Source organism: Hoyosella altamirensis, assembly GCF_014191505.1.
Classification (GTDB): Bacteria; Actinomycetota; Actinomycetes; order Mycobacteriales; family Mycobacteriaceae; genus Hoyosella; species Hoyosella altamirensis.
The window spans coordinates 90,437-109,018 of the sequence record NZ_JACHWS010000002.1; the positions used below are offsets into that span (position 1 = coordinate 90,437).

The following is an 18,582-nucleotide window of genomic DNA, read 5'->3' on the forward strand; positions in this document are numbered from 1 at the left end:
GTTGCCATGGCTTCCATCTTCAGCAAGATCATCGCCGGGGAGATCCCCGGTCGTTTCGTCTGGGAGGACGAGGACATCGTCGCTTTCCTCACGATCGCTCCGGTTGCTCCCGGGCACACACTCGTAGTGCCCCGCAAAGAGGTTGACCAGTGGCAGGACGTCGACCCGGCCCTATTCAACAAGTGCACCGACGTGGCGCAGAAGATCGGCCAGGCGGTTCGTCAAGCCTGGGATGCGCCCCGCGCTGGTCTGCTGATCGCGGGCATCGAAGTACCTCATCTGCACCTGCATGTCTTTCCAGCATGGTCGATCGAAGGTTTTGATCTTTCGATGGCCAAACCAGGGGATGCTGACGAACTCGATGCCGCCGCGGATAAACTCCGGGCCACTCTCCGCGACCTCGGCTACGGCGAACGAGTCCCAGACTAGGCACGCGGCTGTTGACGCCCCGCACAGTAGCTTGCCTGGGCCCGAATCGGCGCAAGCGTTTGTACCGCGTCTGGGGTATGCCCAGACGTCGCTGGACACAAGCCCCATCACTTGATTCCGACATGATGGGCCGACTCTTGGGCATATCTCGGACCTGTCGGCGTATCACTTCCATGCGCGCCCATGACCTTGCCCACACCGAGACCTCTACTACAGAAGTTGTCGTACCGGGCAAATAGGCTTTCCCTATGAATCTGCTCGCTGTTGTCGCTGTCCCCGCGCGCGCTGGCGTCGCCGCGACCGGGGCTGCTCTTGACCTGGCTGCGGATACTGCTTCCGGGGTGATCAACGAAGCGGGCAACGTCGTGAGATTGTTCGATCCGCGAGGACCCCTCGATCTCTTGCAGCGGGTCTCAGACAGCGCGGGAGCGGACCGGGCGCTTGGCCGCGCTCTTGATCCCGAAGGCCCCATTGACCGACTGATGGCACGGGATGGCGTGCTCGACCGGCTCACTGAGCCGGGCGGCCTTCTCGAGCGCCTCCTGGAACGAGACGGGCTTGTTGATCGCCTCCTTGAGAAGGACGGGCCCATTGAGCGGTTGTTGGAGAAAGAGGGGCTCGTCGAGCGACTCATCGAGAAGGACGGGTTACTCGACCGCCTGCTAGAAAAGGACGGCGCACTCGATCGCCTAACCGCCTCCGACGGTCCCCTCGATAATCTTCTGAGGAAAAATGGCCTGCTCGAAAGCCTATTGTCAGATAACAGCTCGGTGGAGCGAATGATCAAGCGGGGCGGCACGCTCGATCAGTTGATCTCACTTTCTGACAGTCTGGACCGTTTGGCACCCAGCCTCGATTTGCTCGCGACCAGCGTCGGCGCTTTGCAGGACGCGCTCGGCGCCGTGAACGGCGCAGTGGGACCTGTCGGCGATCTCGTCTCGATGATCCCTCGCAGGCGCCGCAAACCACGCGCAATCACAGTCGAACCACATCATGCTGCGGCTGCCGCCGAACTCACCTAAGTCTCTGTCCGAACGGTGTGCGGAGTTCTAAGATCAAGAAGTACCCGCTCCAGGTCGGAAGACTGTTCTAGGGAGACCCACGATGAAGACGACCATGCCCAGGGCCGCAGCCCGGGCAGCAATCGCGGCGGCGGCGATCGCACCGATGGTGCTCGCAGCCCCCACCCTCGCGTCAGCCGCGCCATCTGCGGACGCCCGCAGCGCCGGTGAGACAACAGCAGAAGTAACTTTCCACAATGACCGTGGCACCACAGCCACATGCGGGTCGATTTTGCACTTCTTCGGCTCACCGCTCTCCTGGTTCGGGCTGCCACCCGCCGTTGCGGTGCCACCAGGCGGTTCCGCATCGCAACAGATCCCCTTCATCACACCAGGTATCCACACGCTGTCGTGGTGGTGTGACGTCCCGGGCGACCAGGTCTACACCGGCAACGAAGGGCCCGTCCCGGTAGGTGGAATCTCCGTGGCAATCGTCGAGGGCATCAATCAGCTGACCGGGAACTAACGCACACCGTCACACCTTCAGGTGCTCACCGAAGAAGGCGAACACGCGGCGCCACGCATCTTCGGTCGCAGCGTCGTTGTACGCGAACCCCGTCACTCTGAGCAGCGGCGTCGCGGGACCAAGATCGATCTTGTTGGCAAAGCTATGCCCCACCTTCGGGTAGGTCTTGACGTCATGCTCGACACCGTTCCTTTCCAGCGCGCGCACAAGCTTCTTTTCACCACCGATGAGGAGCGGATCACGGTTGCCGAAGCTAGCAACCATGGGACACGAGCCTTCTAGCGCTTCGGTGAGGTGCCGCGGCAGCACGCCGTAGAAAGGTGCGCTTGCATCAAAGCCCTTGGGCGCCATAAGGATCGCGAACCCGCCACCCATGCAGAAACCGATGATGCCCACTGCGCCCGTACAGTCATCTCGCTCCATCAGATGCTCCCGCGCGGCGAGCAAATCGTCGACAGTGCGGCCCCTCTGCAAAAGCAAGTCCTTCATGACGAGAGGCACACACCGGGCCTTCCCGCCCCGTGAATACAGGTCAGGCGCGAGGACTACATACCCTTCGTCCGCCATGCGCTGGCAACTCTCTAGCGTGTCATCCGTCATTCCAATTGCGTCGTGCACAACAACGACACCGGGATACGGGGTGGCCCCGTCCGCCCGCGAAGGAACGAAAAGGTGACCCTGCATCGGGCCTGCAGGCGCATCGATCTGAATGTTGGTCATGTGCACTCCTTCGCGTCGACCCCATCCTGCCCGAAGAGGAAACCAGCGGACAGCAGGGGGCCGGCGCGTCAGAGTGTGCTGAACTAGTCCGTTCGGGCCGCGTCGCGCAGGAATGCACGGTGCGCTGCGGTCTGGCTAGCGTCGCGCGCATTGGCTTGCGCGCCATAGCAGGGAAACAGCCAGCGTCGCGCGATTTCCGCCCGGGATAGACGCCGCACTGGACGGTCAGGATCAGCCCAAAGGTCAGCGGCTTCAGCGACAGACGACGACCCTCCCCTTATTTTGAAGGGACGCTGAGCCAGCCTGGCTGCTCGTGGCGCTGTGGCCTCGTCAGTCAGGCGGATTGCAATAGACGTTCCGCGCACAACAGCGGTTGCGGGAGTACTAAGGACGGCAGCTAAAGATGAACGCATGTTTGACTCGCTTTCGTGGCGGTGAGCACTGCTTCGATGCGAGTCCAGCCTCATCATTGAGCACCAGACGAGAAGCCACCAGCATAGCCCCGCAACGTCTGTGTGTCGACGCCAAATCTCAGCACCCGAACCTGCCGTACCAGGATCCGAACAAATTCTCTATTCTTTGTCTCTGTCCTGTTCGCATCAACCTGCGAGTTGCGATGTTCGCGAAGGAGACGCGATATGAGCGTCGAGCCGTCCGGCCCGGCTGGAAACACCGAGAACTCCGCACCTCACCAGCCCGACCCACAAGTCACTCCAGAAGCGGTTTCGAAAGACCCTGTGACGCAACGCCGTGAAGCACGCGAACACGGCGACCGGGACGCGATTGTCGTCGCGTCACGAACACTGTGGCAACAGCTGATGCGCAGCGGTGACAGGCGCGCCATCAGCGCTCTGATCGCTGACCTGCGCACCGAACGCGACGTAGGCAGAACCGACGGTGACGTCAGCTATCAGGCACTGTGCGATTCCACTCTCGGCCTCGTCTACACGAGAAGCGGTGATTTCGACGCGGGCGAAGACGCCTACCGAAGTGCGGTGCGCGGCTACCGCTCGCTGGAAAACGACGCCGAGGTCGCCGGAGTGCGCTACCACCTCGGTTGCCTGTACGCCCAGTCCGGACGGACTGACGAGGCGCGCCAGCAATTCCAGGCGGCTCTGTCCACCTTCCGCGATAAGAAAATGGGCGCCTGGTTCGCCCAGGCGAACCTTCGCCTCGCAGACACACTGACCTCAGGCGATGCACAGCGCATCCGCCACCTCAAGGAGGCTCTTGGCGTTTTCGTCGGCGCCAAGCGTGATCGCGAAGCGGCGGACTGCGCAACGAAGCTTGCGGACTCATACGCCCAGGCGGGCAACAAAAAGATCGCTGAACAGCTCTACCACGAAGCAAGCAATCTCTACGAGAAAGTCTCCGCCCCTCCAGCACACGCGGATGTCCTCGTCCGAACCGCGTTCTTCCTGTCGCACCACCAGCGTGACAGAGAGGCAGAGTTCTACTTTTCACTCGCTCTCGACGCCAGCCTCAGCGCCGGTGCGATACCTCTCGTGGCGCTGTGCGACGCTGGTACAGCACTCGCTTGGGACCGAGTCTCGCTGATGAGCTACTCGCGCGAGAACATCCTCAGTCACGGCGTCGCGCTGATGCTCCCGTCCCTGCTCTACTTCGACGCGGTGTCCCCTGCATCCGATACCGCCGGTGAGAATTCCGCGGCAAGCTGGCACAGCATTCTGTCCGACTTGTTGTCGTGGTGCGTGGCGGCCTTACCTCGAAATGAACACACGGAATCGCTGCACCATGAGATCGCCAAGTTCGCAGCGGAGCGCGGGTACCTGACAAGCCCTGCCGAGCCGAAGCCGCGGCGCAAGCTGCGAAAATATCGCATAGCGACTCCTGATGTCACACCACGCCTGGCCGAACTGCACCGTCTTTTACGCACGTCAACAATTGCCGCCGCCGATAATTGGCCGCAGGACTCCGGGAGTGAAGGACTGACGCGGTATGTCCGTGTCGCGCGGCGCCGCTACTCTCCCGCTGTCTCTGACGGCAACCGTGGCGGCGACTCGCTGTAGTGCGCACCGAATTTCTTCCACGGCCACGTCATAAGCGCCCAGGTGGTGAAAACGAGTGCCGTCGCGGGGAGTAAATACCAGGGCCACGGACCCATGTAGTCGAGCAGCGATGCTGTTTGCGGTTTGGAGTTCAGGAACCCGTAATTCGTGTTCGCGATCAGGTTGAACGTAAAGGTGAATGCTGCCCACGCGAGCGTCACTGCCACCGTGATCCCGTAGCTCTTCCAGGTAGGTCGCGTCCGGAGGCCCCACGTTAGGTAAATCGCCGCCCAGACAACCAAAAGGTGCATTGCCCAGAAAGCGATGAACTCATGGTGCGGGAAATCAGGCGACTGTAATGCCGGTGACACCAGAGCCTGCGTGCTCAGCACAAGGCACCAGTAGTAGGTCAGGGCGAAAGCCCACGGCTTGCGTGACCACAACGCGTACGCCGCGGTGACAGCCGCGAGGTCAGATAATTGCAATGGCACCGACCGGCCCAAGCTGGGCGGAATCATCGAGTAGGTGAAAATCCCCGCATACATAACGATTGCAATGATTCCCAATATCCTGCTGAACCGAACTGCTGCGGCAGTGTCTTTATGGGAACGGCCGATTTTGACGAAAGCAAACGCACCAACTGCGAATACAGCGACGACAGCCCAGTGCGATACGCCGTACGCGGAGAATTCATCTTGCGCAATCAGCATGTCCACATCATCCAATGTACTGAAGCCATCGAATGGATGTCCCACAAGAAACTGTGCGGCTCCGTCGGCAACAGCGCAGCCTCACAGCGAACAAGAGCTGGCGAGGGGACTTGAACCCCTAACCGCCCGAATGACTCACAGCGCATTTCTGACTCTCAGCAGCCCACGTAGTTCCCTTTATTGCAGCTCAAAGCGTTGCCGAATCTCACTGTTGTGAATCACACCCACGTAATTCCCGCTATTTCACGTGGGTAAAACGTGGGCGATCTTGTTGCGTCAGTCGGTATTTAGGAATTCCTGATTACCGTCGAGGCGTACGGAATATGTCGACTGGTGCGCGGGCCATGTCCACGGCTCTGGTGCTCGCTGCTGACGGTCGCCGCAAAGATGGAAGGTGGCGACGAGGATCGGTAGATATTGGCGAATCCGCCAATACAGCATCTGACTGGCAGGCTCGCCTTAAGGAGTGCGGCGTGGTTATCGACCATGCCCCTGCTCTCGCCCAGGAGGTCGTTGACGGTGCAGATCGCCGCAGCGAGTACCGCACTGATCCTCGGAGAGGACCGCCGAGCTAACGGGCAGTGGGACAACAAGGGCGGCAGAGGCAACAAACGTGAGACAACTGTCTCAGGTTTAGAGGATGCAGGCGGTCGTAAAGCATTGGCCCGCTGCGGGATTGTCCTTGATGTTCTTGGTCGTGATGCTCTCCGCGCTGTGCGTGACGGAGCTACCAGCCCGAACGCTGCCTACCGGAAAGCGTGCGTGAGGATCGCCCTCACCGCGCAACGAGAGCAACGCTCAGCCGCCAGATTCAAGCGGGGGTACCGATACCCCTCGGAGCAGACCTATCAGCACCGCCTTTGCACCACAATTTCAGCGACCGCACAAAAAATTTCCTGACCAGCGGCGGAGGGGTCAGTTACCCGACCCGTCAGATATTTCAGGGGAGGGGGGTGTCACCAGTCGAGTCGGGTCCAGAGGTGGCGGTTTCGGCTGTGGTCGTTGGTGATGTCTTCTGTGCTGGTGTTGCGTGTGCCGTCGCCTCGGCGTTCATTACAAGTTGCGTGGAGTAGCCGGTCGGCGAGGTGTCCGCCGTGGGCTCGGGCTCGTGTGTGGTCGGCGTGGAGGGCGCGCTGGTCGGGGTTGCGTGTGGGGTCGCGGTGCATGGGTTGTCCGCATTCGGTGCATGGTTCGCCGTCTTTGTGTTTCGCGAGTAGCCGTTTGCGTTGTTGCTGGTGTCGCCAGCCGAGTTTGCGTTGTGTGGTTGTGCCGCGTGGGTCGCGCGCCATGGTTGTCACCTTTCGGTGAGTCGGTTCCGGGGAGAGTGAAGCGCCCCCGCTCGGGCAATCCCATGCCGATTGGGGGCGCTTCTGTTTCGGTCTTGGGAGGCGGCCCGTGCTGCCCGGACAGGAACGAGCGGTTGCACGGGGAACCAAGACCAGTCTTCCTAGCTGTGTAGGCCAGTGAGCCTGTAGACCGTCTGTGGCTGAGTCACCGCGAACGCAGGCATCACGAAGCCTTGGACCCACTTAGATCGAATGTTCCGGTCGTCCCACATTTCTACTGTGAGTTCTTTCTCGAAGCCGACGTATCCTGCTCCGCCGCGCTGGGTGAGGTACGCGGTGCCTGCTGGTATCCAGCGTGACACTTCAAGTTTGATGCCTGACTCGGCGAGCTGCTGACCGAGTGAGATGCCGTAAGCGATCCTCAGCGCCCCTGCCTCCTGGGGGTTAACCACGAGAGTGTCAAACAACGTCCCGCTGCCTTCGTGTATCTGCGCGCGCACCACGTCGGCGAACGGCAGCCCAGCGTTAGGGGTAAGCGTCGACGGCTCCCCGACCGTTTTCGCTTGATTCCACGGTTCCGCGGCTGGGATGGTGGGCGCGTCTTCGGCGTTGAGCGCGTCGTTCAAAGCGGCAACGCCGGTCTCATTGAGTCGCCTGGCTAGGTTGTTGATGAGTTGGTTGATCTGCAAGCTCATGGCGTCGATGCGGTTGCGGGTTACTTCTTCGTCAGCGACAGCGAATTTGCCACCGAAGTCGCGGATCGCGGCGAGGCGGGTCTGTGGGTCGGCGGCTTGGACGACGCGGTATTCGGTGGCGGGCGAGCGTTCGGCTTCACCTTCGGTGAGAAATTCGTCGCCTTTGCGCCAGATGGTGTGGTGGATCGCGCCGCCGGTGACTTGGCCGGGGTGTCGGCGATAGAACGCGTCGAGGATCGTCGTGTCGATGTTTTTGCGGATTCGGTCTTCGAGCCAGGTCGGGGACGCGAGGATGTCGCGGACCTGGATGTAGTCGTCTTCCTTGACGGGTGACAGTATGCCCATGAGTTCGTCTTCCTATCGCAGGGAAATGTGTGCGGTGCCGTCGGCGGGAACAGTGTTGATTGCTTGCCCTGCGGGCTGGCCGGTGCCGTGGGGTGCGGCGTCCCCGGAGTTCGCCTCCACGATCTGCCCTGCGGTGATGGGCGCGGATGCTTTGACGGTGACGACGCGGCCCGCGCCGCGAGCTACGGCGACGAGCTCGCCCTCTTTTGCGTCGTGTTTGGCGACCCCGAAGACGAGCGCGCCTTCGTCAGCGACCTCGATGGTGGGTGCCCCGTCCGGGTCGGTGTCTCCGGCGATGGTGACGAATTGGCGGCGGTTAATTGCCGTGGTGGCTCGGGCGGATAGGTCCCCGCCGGGGTTGAATACGTCAACTCCGATTAGTGGCATGTGGTGCTCCTCGTGCTGCTCGTTGCCTGACTTCGGTTTCATGGACGAGCCACCGTCCCCCGACCCGATATCCGGTGAGCGTGTGCCGTCTGCACAGGTCACGAACGTTGGAGGCGCCGCACCCGAGAATGTCTGCGGCTTTTGTGGTGTCGATGAGCCCGTCCGGTGTCGAGTCTTCCGGCGTGGCCAGTACATGGTCTGGTGTTCTCGCGTCCACGTGGTGTTGCGCGTAAGACGCTGCGCGCGTGAGGTACTCGCGTAGCTGTATGAACCGGCGGGGCAAGCGCGCCCCGTTTTGTGTTTCAACGAACGACTGCAAGTAAGACAAGGCCTGCACGACGCGGGCGGCGTCGTCCCACGTGATGAGGACACCGTTCACCGCGATCGGCTCATTCGAACACACCTGGGCCCCCTGCTCTTAGCGCCGCGATGAGCTTTTGCAGCGCTTGGACTGCGCGCGGATTGATGGCGTCTTCGGCGAGGTGTTCACCTCGTGTGCGGGCTTCCAGGAAGATGTTCTGTCGGGCGAGGCCAGCGGCCAGCTCGGCCACGCCGTACAGCAGATCCGTGGGTGCTGTCTGATTGTCGGAAGACATAACGTCTTCGAGCATCGCGTCGACGCCCTCGGTGTCGCCGTTGACGAAGCAGGTGACGAAGGCGGCGGAGGTGGCACGTACTTCGTGAATGTTGTTCTCATTCATGGTGTTTCCTTTCGAGGTGTGCGTTGTATTCAAGCTGGATGATGAGGTGTGCTGCCTGGAGTACTGCTGCAGCGCGTAGGTCGCTGGTGGTGCAGTCGGCCAGGTTTTTGCCGACGTAGCGGCGGAGGATGTCGTCAAGGTTCGTTTCGTTGGTCATGCCGCACCTTCTTTCGGTGGTCGTCCTACTGTGGGCGACCGATCGGCGCTCGCCCAGATGCCGGTGCGTTCGGCGGCGGTGAGTTCACTTGCTGCTTGGTCGCACGCGGCGAGGACCGGGCAGGCGCGGCAGAGGTGTGCGCACCACTCGAAGCGCTCGATACGCGCGGCTGGGGTCTCGCCCTCAATGAAGCTGTCGAACAAAGGCGCGCGGCCAGCGCAGCGAGCACCGACCAGACGTTCATCGACGAGCGCGGCCAGCGCGGCGGACAACTTTGGTATCGACGGGGGTTTGGCGATCTTCATTTCCGCTTATCCTTGCCCTTGCGGAAGCATGTGATGCAGAGCTGGCCGCGCTGCGAGTGGGTGATGACGCCGTACCCTTTCCCGCACTCATCACACGGTGGCGGCAGAGGTCGACTACGTGGCTTACTCATGACTTTGGGCTCCTTCGCGTGAGGTACCGGCATTACGTTTCCCGGCGGGTAGGTGTCCGAAGGCGTCCGAAGGGGTCAAAACACCGTTTAAGCTGCGTTTATCGTCGGACGGCTTTATTTTCTCGGACACCTTTAAGGTGTCCGACTGATTTAAGGCGTCCGATCGTTCTGCCTGGTCAACGCCATTTAGTCGGCTTCGGACGGCTTCGGACGGGCTACCGCTGGAATTGGGCTCTTCACGCTTTGGCAAGTACCGCTCGAACGTGTCGCTGAAGTCCGTCAACCGATACCCGCGTTCCTTCTTGTATCCGTCCCTGAATGCAGTCTTGATCCCGTACTCCTTGAGGCGATGCCCTAACTTCGACGGGTTGAGTTCAAATTGCCTCCATGGCGAGTCCTCAATTTCGTGAAGCTTCACGCACAACGCATCGGACTTCAGGAACGACACATGAAGGGACTCGAACACGTCCTTAATGTCGCGGAGCAGCGTGACGTTCACCGAATCGCTTTCGTCTTCCTCGGCGGCTGCGACCATCGCGACGGCGGCCGCTCGGGCTCGCTTCGGCCAGTCACCGCCGGCCATATCGGCAACTGCAATCAGCGGCTCCCATACGTCGGCGGCACGGTCCTCGACACCGAGGTTTTCCGGCTCGTACCCTTCAAGCTGGTGACGCACCGTGTCAGCCCACGCAGCGATATCCTTACGCAGTCTTTCGAGGGCTGGCCGGTCCCGTCTGGTGCGGTACGGCTGGACGTGTTCGGTTGGTTTGCGGCGGCGCATCACCACCACGATTGCCCTGTCTTCAATGGTGTCTGGCATCTTGCCGATACCGGCGAGCGCGGCCATGGCGAAGGTCTCAAACTCCACCGGTGTGTGTTGCGGTCCTACCGTGCGGCCCACTGGCAGCCCTCGTTGAAACCCCGCGTTGAGCAGGCCTCGCAGGTCTTCGTTGTTTTCGGCGACCTTCTTCGTACCGAAGATTGTGTCAGCTTCGTCGAATAGCAGAGTTGGTGGCGGGTCCGCATCGAGTGACCGGAAGATGTACGCCACGGTCGCGTTCACTGCCCGCAACGGCTGATACACAAGCGCGTCGAGCACCTCAAGTAGGCGTGACTTGCCGGATCTCTTCTCAGGGGATCGCGCGACCATCCTGGGCGCGTACTCGAATGCTGCCGTTAAGTGTGTAAGCACTGCCCACAGGACTACGGCCACGAAAGCGTGATTTGACGGCAAGACGCAGTAGCGGCGTATTGATGTCTCGGTGCGGTTGAGTATTTCGGCTCCGTCGCTCATGCGGCCACCTCGACGAGGTTTTTGGAAGACGGGGCTATGAGTCGTTCGAACCGTGAGGCGATGCCCGCAACCTTTGTGCCGTGGTCTCGCCACACGGTGAGCCAGTCGCTCGGCGGGTGCCCAGCGATCGCGGCAGACATATCAACTGACGCGGCCCGGCGGTGCGCTTCGGCGACTACTGCAGCCGCGAGGGTACGTACGCGCTGAGGATGCGCGGTGCCGTCGCGGATTGCGTCGTCTGCGGTGACGAGATCGAGCATCAGCGCGGCGAGTTCACGGCCCCCCGGTTCGGTGAACGCTCCGCTGGTCAGGAACTGTGCGTGCAAGGTGACGAGGTCGTGGGGGTCACCACGGTCGTGGTGTTCCAGGATCGCAGCGTAGGCGCGTCCTTCGGCGGGCCGGTGAAAATCAGAGGACAAAAGCAGCTCTGCCAGATCTTCGAGGTCTCGCCCATTGGGGTAGCTGTAGCGGCCTGATGATACTGCGCACAGGCACGCGAGGAGTACCGTCCCAGCCTCCGGAATGTCGGTGCCGTCGTCTACACTCATAGGTGGTTTCCTTTCTGCCCCGTCCGGCGTCGTCAACCGGGCGGGGCTTTGCTTTTCAGTCGGGTAGCTGGAGGGTGAGTTTGTCGAGACCAGCGCGGCGCGCCGCCGTCGAAACATGGGTGTAGCGTTCGGTGGTTTGCAACGATTTGTGTCGCATGAGTTCTTGCACGACCCGCACATCAACACCTGAAGCGAGCAGTTTCGTGGCGAACCAGTGCCGGAGCGCGTGGGCGGTGGCGTCGTTAATACCAGCTCGTCGCATCGCGTCTTTCAACGCTTCACCGACGGATCGACCGTCGATGAACGCGCGCCCGTCGTTGTACGACGGGAACCAGTAGCCCGTTGTCGGCATCGAGTCACGTACCTCGTGCAGTCGAGCGTGGATCGGCATGAATGCCTGGTGGCCGCCCTTGCCGCGTACGCGAAGCGTTCCCGCGCTCCAGTCGAAGTCCTCGCCACGCACCTTCGCGATCTCGTGGACACGCAGCCCTTGCAGCGCGGCGAGGAGGAACATCGCGAACGTTCGGCGCCGGTTAATGACAGCTTCGATCGCGGCGACCTGTTCATCTGTGAGCCGTTTCGGTTCGCTTCGGGGGCGGCGGGGCGCATCGAGCTTCAGTAGCGGGTTGTCTTCCCGGACACCGATTTTGACGAGCCATGTTTGCCAGGTAGACAGCAGCGAAAAGTAGGTTTGTCTGCTGGTGGCGGTGATCTTCGGGTTACTGAGGGCGGCAATAATGTCGTCCTCGGTGAGCAGGTGCGCTGGCGTGCCACGGTCGTGTGCGACCCGCTCCAAGTACGTGATCCGCTCGCGTATCGTGCGCCCGGACAACGACCGGGCCTGCATATGTGCACGGAACCTGTTCAGCAAACGAACCTGCTCAAGCCATAACGAATGAACAGCGTCAGGTTGATCAGTTATCATTGAGTCCTCCAGCCGATTAACTCTCAACGGGGTTGATCTTCGATGCCTCGCCCACCACCAGGGCGGGGCATTGTTTTTCGCTCATGTGGTGCCTCCTAGCGTTTTCTCAGCGTTGTCGCGCGCCTCGCGGAGCTTCCCCCGGAAGTCGCGATCGGGGGCGATCGCATCAACGAACGCCAATGTGGGGTCCAGGACGTTCCGGACCATTAGCGATAACGCAGCGGCGCACAAATAGCCGAAGTAGTCCGGGTCTGTCGTCGCGGTCCATGCTCTTGCGACGCGATCCAGTTCGGCATCATCACCGGCAGCAGCCGCGTACTGGAAGGTCAGGATGGTGGCGTCGGATTGCAGCCGCTCCACATCAACAATGCTCGACGGTGCACCATCCTCACCGACGATCATCATCCGGTCAGGAATATTCACGCCGCACCACCGAGTCCGAGTACGGTGCGCAGCTCGGCGACGGGCACGGTGTAGCGGCTACCGATACGAATGACGCGGACGGGAAAGTTACCGGCGCGGGCGTGAGCGTAGGCGGTTGATGCTGGGATACCGAGCGCCCGAGCCGCGGTACGCAGGTCGGTTGCCACTCCCAACCTGTCGAGTTCTTCAGGGGTCATGTGAAAGTCTCCTCGTTGTGTTCTCACAGCAGAGAATCAAGATGATTCCGTGCTGCTGACTGCAATAATGGCCGCTATGTTCCCACCTGTCAAGAACATCTGTAAACTCTGCTGCCATGACAGAGAACTGGTCGGCGGACATAGCCACTCGGGTGGCTTCCGAGGTAGCACGACTACGACGAAACAAGAATCTTTCGATCGCAAAGCTCGCTAAGCGAACGGAAGAGCTCGGCAATCCAATCGGGTCTTCGGTGTTAACGAACTTCGAGTACGGAAGACGGGGCGCTCGACTAGACGTCGCCGAACTTGTGGTACTGGCGGCAGCCCTCGAAGTCCCACCTGTGCAGTTGCTCTATCCCGAGCAGCCATACGGTTACGTCGAGTTCATTCCCGGCGAGCCGATGCCCTCGATAGAAGCAGCAGATGCGTTCAGCGGGATCGACTCACCACCCAGGGGCAAAGCGGGAAACATAGACGCTCAGGTCATGCAGCTGGCCAGGAAGGTACGCGACCTAGACCTAACCGCACAGGCGGCTGACGAAGAGGACCTCGCAAAGGTCGTGCAAGCGTTCCAGGACACGCCAGGCGCGCCCGACATCAATATCGCCGACCTGATCGCGTCTCGTGCGCACAATGCCCGAGCTGAACGGCGCCGCCTCATTCAGCAAATCGAAGAACTGCTCGGGCGTGAAGTCGTGAGGGAAGCACCTACCCAAGGGCGTCCCCGCGATGCCTAGGTCACCGCTGCCCCTCGGCACTTACGGGAAGATCAAGCGCGCCCAGCTCGGCCCGGGCCGGTGGCGTGCACGCGCCCAGTTCCGTGATTGGGACGGAAAGACTCGGCAGGTGGAGCGGTTTGGCACCACAGGCAACAAGGCCGAGGATGCCTTGAAGGAAGCATTGCGGGACCGCCAGCGCGACACAGGCACCGTTGAAATCACCGGCGACACGCGCATCCGGGATCTCGCTACCGTGTGGTTCACGGCCATCGCGAAAGAGGATTCACGGCGGCCGCAAACGATCGCGAACTATCGGCGCACCTACGACAAGCACATAGAGCCAGCGCTAGGTGAGGTGAGGCTTTGTGAGGCGTCCGTGGGTGTGATCGAACGAGCCCTTAGCGCCATCGACAAGCATGCGACGGCGAAGCAAGCACGCGTCGTGCTGACAGCAATGTTCGGGCTTGCGGCGAGACATGACGCGGTACCACACAACCCGGTACGGGATACGACCGCCCGCCGCAGCAAACGCGGCCAAGTTCGGGTATTCACGCCTGAAGAACTCCGTGGGTACCGGGCGCTGATCGCGGGCTGGTCACAGGGCAACCAGTACGGCCCGCCCCGCGCCGCCGATCTTCCCGACCTTGTTGACGTAATGCTCGGAACTGGCCTACGGATCGGTGAGGTCCTCGGCCTGGTGTGGCCCGCAGTCGAACTCGATGCCGAACCACCGCGGCTGACAGTCGCAGGACAAGTGATCGCATACGGCGGCAGGGCGACCCGAGAGGCCTACCTGAAGTCGGAAGCAGGTCACCGCACCCTCACACTCCCCTACTTCGCCGCAGAAGCGCTACAGCGCCAGCACGAACGCAACCTCCCCAGCGAAGGCGGGCTCGTGTTCCCGTCCCACCGTGGCACTCCCCGCTCACCGCACAATGTGCGCCGCCAGCTCCGCGCAGCACGCGGTGACCAATTCGAATGGGTGACACCGCACACGTTCCGCAAGACAACAGCAACCCTCATCGAACGGGACTTCGGAGTAGGCGCAGCCACCGCACAGCTCGGCCACTCAGGCGAGCGAGTCACTCGCGAGCACTACATACAGCGGGCGGCAGTCGCGCCAGACGTGCGGCGAGCGTTCGAACCGTTGTTGATTGAAAAACGTGGGTTAAACAGTGTTGATCTTGAACCAACGAAAACGAGGCCAGACCTAAAAGCGGTCTGACCTCGAAAAACAAGAGCTGGCGAGGGGACTTGAACCCCTAACCGCCCGAATGACTCACAGCGCATTTCTGACTCTCAGCAGCCCACGTAGTTCCCTTTATTGCAGCTCAAAGCGTTGCCGAATCTCACTGTTGTGAATCACACCCACGTAATTCCCGCTATTTCACGTGGGTAAAACGTGGGCGATCTTGTTGCGTCAGTCGGTATTTAGGAATTCCTGATTACCGTCGAGGCGTACGGAATATGTCGACTGGTGCGCGGGCCATGTCCACGGCTCTGGTGCTCGCTGCTGACGGTCGCCGCAAAGATGGAAGGTGGCGACGAGGATCGGTAGATATTGGCGAATCCGCCAATACAGCATCTGACTGGCAGGCTCGCCTTAAGGAGTGCGGCGTGGTTATCGACCATGCCCCTGCTCTCGCCCAGGAGGTCGTTGACGGTGCAGATCGCCGCAGCGAGTACCGCACTGATCCTCGGAGAGGACCGCCGAGCTAACGGGCAGTGGGACAACAAGGGCGGCAGAGGCAACAAACGTGAGACAACTGTCTCAGGTTTAGAGGATGCAGGCGGTCGTAAAGCATTGGCCCGCTGCGGGATTGTCCTTGATGTTCTTGGTCGTGATGCTCTCCGCGCTGTGCGTGACGGAGCTACCAGCCCGAACGCTGCCTACCGGAAAGCGTGCGTGAGGATCGCCCTCACCGCGCAACGAGAGCAACGCTCAGCCGCCAGATTCAAGCGGGGGTACCGATACCCCTCGGAGCAGACCTATCAGCACCGCCTTTGCACCACAATTTCAGCGACCGCACAAAAAATTTCCTGACCAGCGGCGGAGGGGTCAGTTACCCGACCCGTCAGATATTTCAGGGGAGGGGGGTGTCACCAGTCGAGTCGGGTCCAGAGGTGGCGGTTTCGGCTGTGGTCGTTGGTGATGTCTTCTGTGCTGGTGTTGCGTGTGCCGTCGCCTCGGCGTTCATTACAAGTTGCGTGGAGTAGCCGGTCGGCGAGGTGTCCGCCGTGGGCTCGGGCTCGTGTGTGGTCGGCGTGGAGGGCGCGCTGGTCGGGGTTGCGTGTGGGGTCGCGGTGCATGGGTTGTCCGCATTCGGTGCATGGTTCGCCGTCTTTGTGTTTCGCGAGTAGCCGTTTGCGTTGTTGCTGGTGTCGCCAGCCGAGTTTGCGTTGTGTGGTTGTGCCGCGTGGGTCGCGCGCCATGGTTGTCACCTTTCGGTGAGTCGGTTCCGGGGAGAGTGAAGCGCCCCCGCTCGGGCAATCCCATGCCGATTGGGGGCGCTTCTGTTTCGGTCTTGGGAGGCGGCCCGTGCTGCCCGGACAGGAACGAGCGGTTGCACGGGGAACCAAGACCAGTCTTCCTAGCTGTGTAGGCCAGTGAGCCTGTAGACCGTCTGTGGCTGAGTCACCGCGAACGCAGGCATCACGAAGCCTTGGACCCACTTAGATCGAATGTTCCGGTCGTCCCACATTTCTACTGTGAGTTCTTTCTCGAAGCCGACGTATCCTGCTCCGCCGCGCTGGGTGAGGTACGCGGTGCCTGCTGGTATCCAGCGTGACACTTCAAGTTTGATGCCTGACTCGGCGAGCTGCTGACCGAGTGAGATGCCGTAAGCGATCCTCAGCGCCCCTGCCTCCTGGGGGTTAACCACGAGAGTGTCAAACAACGTCCCGCTGCCTTCGTGTATCTGCGCGCGCACCACGTCGGCGAACGGCAGCCCAGCGTTAGGGGTAAGCGTCGACGGCTCCCCGACCGTTTTCGCTTGATTCCACGGTTCCGCGGCTGGGATGGTGGGCGCGTCTTCGGCGTTGAGCGCGTCGTTCAAAGCGGCAACGCCGGTCTCATTGAGTCGCCTGGCTAGGTTGTTGATGAGTTGGTTGATCTGCAAGCTCATGGCGTCGATGCGGTTGCGGGTTACTTCTTCGTCAGCGACAGCGAATTTGCCACCGAAGTCGCGGATCGCGGCGAGGCGGGTCTGTGGGTCGGCGGCTTGGACGACGCGGTATTCGGTGGCGGGCGAGCGTTCGGCTTCACCTTCGGTGAGAAATTCGTCGCCTTTGCGCCAGATGGTGTGGTGGATCGCGCCGCCGGTGACTTGGCCGGGGTGTCGGCGATAGAACGCGTCGAGGATCGTCGTGTCGATGTTTTTGCGGATTCGGTCTTCGAGCCAGGTCGGGGACGCGAGGATGTCGCGGACCTGGATGTAGTCGTCTTCCTTGACGGGTGACAGTATGCCCATGAGTTCGTCTTCCTATCGCAGGGAAATGTGTGCGGTGCCGTCGGCGGGAACAGTGTTGATTGCTTGCCCTGCGGGCTGGCCGGTGCCGTGGGGTGCGGCGTCCCCGGAGTTCGCCTCCACGATCTGCCCTGCGGTGATGGGCGCGGATGCTTTGACGGTGACGACGCGGCCCGCGCCGCGAGCTACGGCGACGAGCTCGCCCTCTTTTGCGTCGTGTTTGGCGACCCCGAAGACGAGCGCGCCTTCGTCAGCGACCTCGATGGTGGGTGCCCCGTCCGGGTCGGTGTCTCCGGCGATGGTGACGAATTGGCGGCGGTTAATTGCCGTGGTGGCTCGGGCGGATAGGTCCCCGCCGGGGTTGAATACGTCAACTCCGATTAGTGGCATGTGGTGCTCCTCGTGCTGCTCGTTGCCTGACTTCGGTTTCATGGACGAGCCACCGTCCCCCGACCCGATATCCGGTGAGCGTGTGCCGTCTGCACAGGTCACGAACGTTGGAGGCGCCGCACCCGAGAATGTCTGCGGCTTTTGTGGTGTCGATGAGCCCGTCCGGTGTCGAGTCTTCCGGCGTGGCCAGTACATGGTCTGGTGTTCTCGCGTCCACGTGGTGTTGCGCGTAAGACGCTGCGCGCGTGAGGTACTCGCGTAGCTGTATGAACCGGCGGGGCAAGCGCGCCCCGTTTTGTGTTTCAACGAACGACTGCAAGTAAGACAAGGCCTGCACGACGCGGGCGGCGTCGTCCCACGTGATGAGGACACCGTTCACCGCGATCGGCTCATTCGAAAACACCTGGGCCCCCTGCTCTTAGCGCCGCGATGAGCTTTTGCAGCGCTTGGACTGCGCGCGGATTGATGGCGTCTTCGGCGAGGTGTTCACCTCGTGTGCGGGCTTCCAGGAAGATGTTCTGTCGGGCGAGGCCAGCGGCCAGCTCGGCCACGCCGTACAGCAGATCCGTGGGTGCTGTCTGATTGTCGGAAGACATAACGTCTTCGAGCATCGCGTCGACGCCCTCGGTGTCGCCGTTGACGAAGCAGGTGACGAAGGCGGCGGAGGTGGCACGTACTTCGTGAATGTTGTTCTCATTCATGGTGTTTCCTTTCGAGGTGTGCGTTGTATTCAAGCTGGATGATGAGGTGTGCTGCCTGGAGTACTGCTGCAGCGCGTAGGTCGCTGGTGGTGCAGTCGGCCAGGTTTTTGCCGACGTAGCGGCGGAGGATGTCGTCAAGGTTCGTTTCGTTGGTCATGCCGCACCTTCTTTCGGTGGTCGTCCTACTGTGGGCGACCGATCGGCGCTCGCCCAGATGCCGGTGCGTTCGGCGGCGGTGAGTTCACTTGCTGCTTGGTCGCACGCGGCGAGGACCGGGCAGGCGCGGCAGAGGTGTGCGCACCACTCGAAGCGCTCGATACGCGCGGCTGGGGTCTCGCCCTCAATGAAGCTGTCGAACAAAGGCGCGCGGCCAGCGCAGCGAGCACCGACCAGACGTTCATCGACGAGCGCGGCCAGCGCGGCGGACAACTTTGGTATCGACGGGGGTTTGGCGATCTTCATTTCCGCTTATCCTTGCCCTTGCGGAAGCATGTGATGCAGAGCTGGCCGCGCTGC

30 protein-coding genes are annotated in these 18,582 nt (G+C 61.6%); 8 read left to right on the forward strand and 22 right to left on the reverse strand.

Annotated features, from left to right (window positions below; all coding sequences use genetic code 11):
- Positions 1-6 precede the first annotated feature (6 nt).
- The 3 genes from FHU29_RS09125 (at position 7) to FHU29_RS09135 (ending at position 1,956) form a co-directional block, all read left to right on the forward strand.
- Entirely contained in the window at positions 7-429 is a 423-nt protein-coding gene (locus FHU29_RS09125; protein ID WP_064441175.1) for an HIT family protein, read from the forward strand.
- Between the two features lie 248 nt (positions 430-677).
- On the forward strand, positions 678-1,451 hold the full coding sequence (locus FHU29_RS09130; RefSeq protein WP_064441176.1) for a hypothetical protein: 774 nt from the start codon (positions 678-680) through the stop codon (positions 1,449-1,451).
- A gap of 82 nt (positions 1,452-1,533) precedes the next feature.
- The gene (locus FHU29_RS09135; protein WP_064441177.1) at positions 1,534-1,956 is read left to right on the forward strand and encodes a hypothetical protein; all 423 of its coding nucleotides are present in this window, start codon (positions 1,534-1,536) and stop codon (positions 1,954-1,956) included.
- A gap of 9 nt (positions 1,957-1,965) precedes the next feature.
- Here FHU29_RS09135 and FHU29_RS09140 read toward each other — a convergent pair whose 3' ends face one another.
- Entirely contained in the window at positions 1,966-2,676 is a 711-nt protein-coding gene (locus FHU29_RS09140; RefSeq protein WP_064441178.1) for a dienelactone hydrolase family protein, read from the reverse strand.
- 83 nt (positions 2,677-2,759) lie between these two features.
- Positions 2,760-3,089 carry a hypothetical protein gene (locus tag FHU29_RS09145; protein ID WP_157095242.1) on the reverse strand — a complete coding sequence of 110 codons (330 nt, stop codon included), beginning with the start codon at positions 3,087-3,089 and terminating at the stop codon, positions 2,760-2,762.
- 225 nt (positions 3,090-3,314) lie between these two features.
- Between FHU29_RS09145 and FHU29_RS09150 the strand changes: the two genes are divergently transcribed.
- Positions 3,315-4,706 carry a tetratricopeptide repeat protein gene (locus FHU29_RS09150; RefSeq protein ID WP_064441179.1) on the forward strand — a complete coding sequence of 464 codons (1,392 nt, stop codon included), beginning with the start codon at positions 3,315-3,317 and terminating at the stop codon, positions 4,704-4,706.
- Here FHU29_RS09150 and FHU29_RS09155 read toward each other — a convergent pair.
- A complete protein-coding gene (locus FHU29_RS09155; protein WP_064441255.1) occupies positions 4,658-5,395 on the reverse strand; it encodes a YwaF family protein in 738 nt (245 codons plus the stop codon). The two genes, FHU29_RS09150 and FHU29_RS09155, sit on opposite strands and share 49 nt — an antisense overlap.
- A 513-nt stretch (positions 5,396-5,908) precedes the next feature.
- On the opposite strand from FHU29_RS09155, the gene FHU29_RS09160 reads away from it, so the two are divergent.
- The gene (locus FHU29_RS09160) at positions 5,909-6,295 is read left to right on the forward strand and encodes a hypothetical protein (RefSeq protein ID WP_157095244.1); all 387 of its coding nucleotides are present in this window, start codon (positions 5,909-5,911) and stop codon (positions 6,293-6,295) included.
- A gap of 56 nt (positions 6,296-6,351) precedes the next feature.
- On the opposite strand, the gene FHU29_RS09165 is transcribed toward FHU29_RS09160, so the two are convergent.
- The 12 genes from FHU29_RS09165 to FHU29_RS09220 all read right to left on the reverse strand — a co-directional run bounded on the left by FHU29_RS09165 (position 6,352) and on the right by FHU29_RS09220 (position 12,789).
- Positions 6,352-6,684, reverse strand: coding sequence for a hypothetical protein (locus FHU29_RS09165; RefSeq protein ID WP_064441181.1), 333 nt, complete (start codon positions 6,682-6,684; stop codon positions 6,352-6,354).
- Positions 6,685-6,842: 158 nt separating this feature from the next.
- Complete coding sequence (locus tag FHU29_RS09170) at positions 6,843-7,721, reverse strand: major capsid protein (protein ID WP_064441182.1); 879 nt, start codon at positions 7,719-7,721, stop codon at positions 6,843-6,845.
- A 12-nt stretch (positions 7,722-7,733) separates the two neighbouring features.
- Complete coding sequence (locus FHU29_RS09175) at positions 7,734-8,108, reverse strand: capsid cement protein (protein WP_064441183.1); 375 nt, start codon at positions 8,106-8,108, stop codon at positions 7,734-7,736.
- Positions 8,089-8,511 (reverse strand): helix-turn-helix domain-containing protein, encoded by a 423-nt coding sequence (locus FHU29_RS09180; RefSeq protein WP_083962406.1) that lies wholly within the window; start codon positions 8,509-8,511, stop codon positions 8,089-8,091. Before FHU29_RS09180 ends, FHU29_RS09175 begins: the two co-directional genes overlap by 20 nt.
- On the reverse strand, positions 8,498-8,809 hold the full coding sequence (locus FHU29_RS09185) for a hypothetical protein (protein ID WP_064441185.1): 312 nt from the start codon (positions 8,807-8,809) through the stop codon (positions 8,498-8,500). The genes FHU29_RS09180 and FHU29_RS09185 overlap by 14 nt, the downstream gene beginning before the upstream one ends.
- Positions 8,802-8,966, reverse strand: coding sequence for a hypothetical protein (locus FHU29_RS09190; protein WP_157095246.1), 165 nt, complete (start codon positions 8,964-8,966; stop codon positions 8,802-8,804). The genes FHU29_RS09185 and FHU29_RS09190 overlap by 8 nt, the downstream gene beginning before the upstream one ends.
- Entirely contained in the window at positions 8,963-9,271 is a 309-nt protein-coding gene (locus FHU29_RS09195) for a WhiB family transcriptional regulator (protein ID WP_064441186.1), read from the reverse strand. The genes FHU29_RS09190 and FHU29_RS09195 overlap by 4 nt, the downstream gene beginning before the upstream one ends.
- Positions 9,272-9,394: 123 nt before the next feature.
- Positions 9,395-10,696 carry a DUF3631 domain-containing protein gene (locus FHU29_RS09200; protein WP_064441187.1) on the reverse strand — a complete coding sequence of 434 codons (1,302 nt, stop codon included), beginning with the start codon at positions 10,694-10,696 and terminating at the stop codon, positions 9,395-9,397.
- Positions 10,693-11,244, reverse strand: a complete 552-nt coding sequence (locus FHU29_RS09205) for a DnaB-like helicase N-terminal domain-containing protein (protein ID WP_064441188.1) — start codon at positions 11,242-11,244, stop codon at positions 10,693-10,695. Before FHU29_RS09205 ends, FHU29_RS09200 begins: the two co-directional genes overlap by 4 nt.
- A gap of 55 nt (positions 11,245-11,299) precedes the next feature.
- A complete protein-coding gene (locus FHU29_RS09210) occupies positions 11,300-12,169 on the reverse strand; it encodes a tyrosine-type recombinase/integrase (protein WP_064441189.1) in 870 nt (289 codons plus the stop codon).
- Between the two features lie 81 nt (positions 12,170-12,250).
- Positions 12,251-12,592 carry a hypothetical protein gene (locus tag FHU29_RS09215; protein ID WP_083962408.1) on the reverse strand — a complete coding sequence of 114 codons (342 nt, stop codon included), beginning with the start codon at positions 12,590-12,592 and terminating at the stop codon, positions 12,251-12,253.
- Positions 12,589-12,789, reverse strand: a complete 201-nt coding sequence (locus FHU29_RS09220) for a helix-turn-helix domain-containing protein (protein ID WP_064441190.1) — start codon at positions 12,787-12,789, stop codon at positions 12,589-12,591. Before FHU29_RS09220 ends, FHU29_RS09215 begins: the two co-directional genes overlap by 4 nt.
- Before the next feature lie 116 nt (positions 12,790-12,905).
- Between FHU29_RS09220 and FHU29_RS09225 the strand changes: the two genes are divergently transcribed.
- From FHU29_RS09225 to FHU29_RS09235, 3 genes are all read left to right on the forward strand, one after another.
- Positions 12,906-13,526, forward strand: coding sequence for a helix-turn-helix domain-containing protein (locus tag FHU29_RS09225; RefSeq protein WP_157095248.1), 621 nt, complete (start codon positions 12,906-12,908; stop codon positions 13,524-13,526).
- Positions 13,519-14,733 carry a tyrosine-type recombinase/integrase gene (locus FHU29_RS09230; RefSeq protein WP_064441192.1) on the forward strand — a complete coding sequence of 405 codons (1,215 nt, stop codon included), beginning with the start codon at positions 13,519-13,521 and terminating at the stop codon, positions 14,731-14,733. The genes FHU29_RS09225 and FHU29_RS09230 overlap by 8 nt, the downstream gene beginning before the upstream one ends.
- Before the next feature lie 432 nt (positions 14,734-15,165).
- Positions 15,166-15,552 carry a hypothetical protein gene (locus FHU29_RS09235; RefSeq protein WP_157095244.1) on the forward strand — a complete coding sequence of 129 codons (387 nt, stop codon included), beginning with the start codon at positions 15,166-15,168 and terminating at the stop codon, positions 15,550-15,552.
- Positions 15,553-15,608: 56 nt separating this feature from the next.
- Here the strand turns inward: FHU29_RS09235 and FHU29_RS09240 are convergent, their stop codons facing one another.
- From FHU29_RS09240 to FHU29_RS09270, 7 genes are all read right to left on the reverse strand, one after another.
- A complete protein-coding gene (locus FHU29_RS09240; protein WP_064441181.1) occupies positions 15,609-15,941 on the reverse strand; it encodes a hypothetical protein in 333 nt (110 codons plus the stop codon).
- A 158-nt stretch (positions 15,942-16,099) separates the two neighbouring features.
- Positions 16,100-16,978: a major capsid protein gene (locus FHU29_RS09245; RefSeq protein WP_064441182.1), complete on the reverse strand. Its 879-nt coding sequence runs from the start codon at positions 16,976-16,978 to the stop codon at positions 16,100-16,102.
- Positions 16,979-16,990: 12 nt separating this feature from the next.
- A complete protein-coding gene (locus FHU29_RS09250) occupies positions 16,991-17,365 on the reverse strand; it encodes a capsid cement protein (RefSeq protein ID WP_064441183.1) in 375 nt (124 codons plus the stop codon).
- Positions 17,346-17,768 (reverse strand): helix-turn-helix domain-containing protein, encoded by a 423-nt coding sequence (locus FHU29_RS09255; protein ID WP_183377525.1) that lies wholly within the window; start codon positions 17,766-17,768, stop codon positions 17,346-17,348. The genes FHU29_RS09250 and FHU29_RS09255 overlap by 20 nt, the downstream gene beginning before the upstream one ends.
- Positions 17,755-18,066, reverse strand: coding sequence for a hypothetical protein (locus tag FHU29_RS09260; RefSeq protein WP_064441185.1), 312 nt, complete (start codon positions 18,064-18,066; stop codon positions 17,755-17,757). The genes FHU29_RS09255 and FHU29_RS09260 overlap by 14 nt, the downstream gene beginning before the upstream one ends.
- Positions 18,059-18,223, reverse strand: coding sequence for a hypothetical protein (locus FHU29_RS09265; protein WP_157095246.1), 165 nt, complete (start codon positions 18,221-18,223; stop codon positions 18,059-18,061). Before FHU29_RS09265 ends, FHU29_RS09260 begins: the two co-directional genes overlap by 8 nt.
- The gene (locus tag FHU29_RS09270) at positions 18,220-18,528 is read right to left on the reverse strand and encodes a WhiB family transcriptional regulator (protein WP_064441186.1); all 309 of its coding nucleotides are present in this window, start codon (positions 18,526-18,528) and stop codon (positions 18,220-18,222) included. The genes FHU29_RS09265 and FHU29_RS09270 overlap by 4 nt, the downstream gene beginning before the upstream one ends.
- Positions 18,529-18,582 lie beyond the last annotated feature (54 nt).

Bases quoted from the DNA above. Each gene is read 5' to 3' on its own strand.
- FHU29_RS09125 (WP_064441175.1), top strand. From the start codon at position 7: ATGGCTTCCATCTTCAGCAAGATCATCGCCGGGGAGATCCCCGGTCGT.
- FHU29_RS09130 (WP_064441176.1), top strand. From the start codon at position 678: ATGAATCTGCTCGCTGTTGTCGCTGTCCCCGCGCGCGCTGGCGTCGCC.
- FHU29_RS09135 (WP_064441177.1), top strand. From the start codon at position 1,534: ATGAAGACGACCATGCCCAGGGCCGCAGCCCGGGCAGCAATCGCGGCG.
- FHU29_RS09140 (WP_064441178.1), bottom strand. From the start codon at position 2,676: ATGACCAACATTCAGATCGATGCGCCTGCAGGCCCGATGCAGGGTCAC.
- FHU29_RS09145 (WP_157095242.1), bottom strand. From the start codon at position 3,089: ATGCGTTCATCTTTAGCTGCCGTCCTTAGTACTCCCGCAACCGCTGTT.
- FHU29_RS09150 (WP_064441179.1), top strand. From the start codon at position 3,315: ATGAGCGTCGAGCCGTCCGGCCCGGCTGGAAACACCGAGAACTCCGCA.
- FHU29_RS09155 (WP_064441255.1), bottom strand. From the start codon at position 5,395: ATGCTGATTGCGCAAGATGAATTCTCCGCGTACGGCGTATCGCACTGG.
- FHU29_RS09165 (WP_064441181.1), bottom strand. From the start codon at position 6,684: ATGGCGCGCGACCCACGCGGCACAACCACACAACGCAAACTCGGCTGG.
- FHU29_RS09170 (WP_064441182.1), bottom strand. From the start codon at position 7,721: ATGGGCATACTGTCACCCGTCAAGGAAGACGACTACATCCAGGTCCGC.
- FHU29_RS09175 (WP_064441183.1), bottom strand. From the start codon at position 8,108: ATGCCACTAATCGGAGTTGACGTATTCAACCCCGGCGGGGACCTATCC.
- FHU29_RS09185 (WP_064441185.1), bottom strand. From the start codon at position 8,809: ATGAATGAGAACAACATTCACGAAGTACGTGCCACCTCCGCCGCCTTC.
- FHU29_RS09190 (WP_157095246.1), bottom strand. From the start codon at position 8,966: ATGACCAACGAAACGAACCTTGACGACATCCTCCGCCGCTACGTCGGC.
- FHU29_RS09195 (WP_064441186.1), bottom strand. From the start codon at position 9,271: ATGAAGATCGCCAAACCCCCGTCGATACCAAAGTTGTCCGCCGCGCTG.
- FHU29_RS09200 (WP_064441187.1), bottom strand. From the start codon at position 10,696: ATGAGCGACGGAGCCGAAATACTCAACCGCACCGAGACATCAATACGC.
- FHU29_RS09205 (WP_064441188.1), bottom strand. From the start codon at position 11,244: ATGAGTGTAGACGACGGCACCGACATTCCGGAGGCTGGGACGGTACTC.
- FHU29_RS09210 (WP_064441189.1), bottom strand. From the start codon at position 12,169: ATGATAACTGATCAACCTGACGCTGTTCATTCGTTATGGCTTGAGCAG.
- FHU29_RS09220 (WP_064441190.1), bottom strand. From the start codon at position 12,789: ATGACCCCTGAAGAACTCGACAGGTTGGGAGTGGCAACCGACCTGCGT.
- FHU29_RS09225 (WP_157095248.1), top strand. From the start codon at position 12,906: ATGACAGAGAACTGGTCGGCGGACATAGCCACTCGGGTGGCTTCCGAG.
- FHU29_RS09230 (WP_064441192.1), top strand. From the start codon at position 13,519: ATGCCTAGGTCACCGCTGCCCCTCGGCACTTACGGGAAGATCAAGCGC.
- FHU29_RS09240 (WP_064441181.1), bottom strand. From the start codon at position 15,941: ATGGCGCGCGACCCACGCGGCACAACCACACAACGCAAACTCGGCTGG.
- FHU29_RS09245 (WP_064441182.1), bottom strand. From the start codon at position 16,978: ATGGGCATACTGTCACCCGTCAAGGAAGACGACTACATCCAGGTCCGC.
- FHU29_RS09250 (WP_064441183.1), bottom strand. From the start codon at position 17,365: ATGCCACTAATCGGAGTTGACGTATTCAACCCCGGCGGGGACCTATCC.
- FHU29_RS09260 (WP_064441185.1), bottom strand. From the start codon at position 18,066: ATGAATGAGAACAACATTCACGAAGTACGTGCCACCTCCGCCGCCTTC.
- FHU29_RS09265 (WP_157095246.1), bottom strand. From the start codon at position 18,223: ATGACCAACGAAACGAACCTTGACGACATCCTCCGCCGCTACGTCGGC.
- FHU29_RS09270 (WP_064441186.1), bottom strand. From the start codon at position 18,528: ATGAAGATCGCCAAACCCCCGTCGATACCAAAGTTGTCCGCCGCGCTG.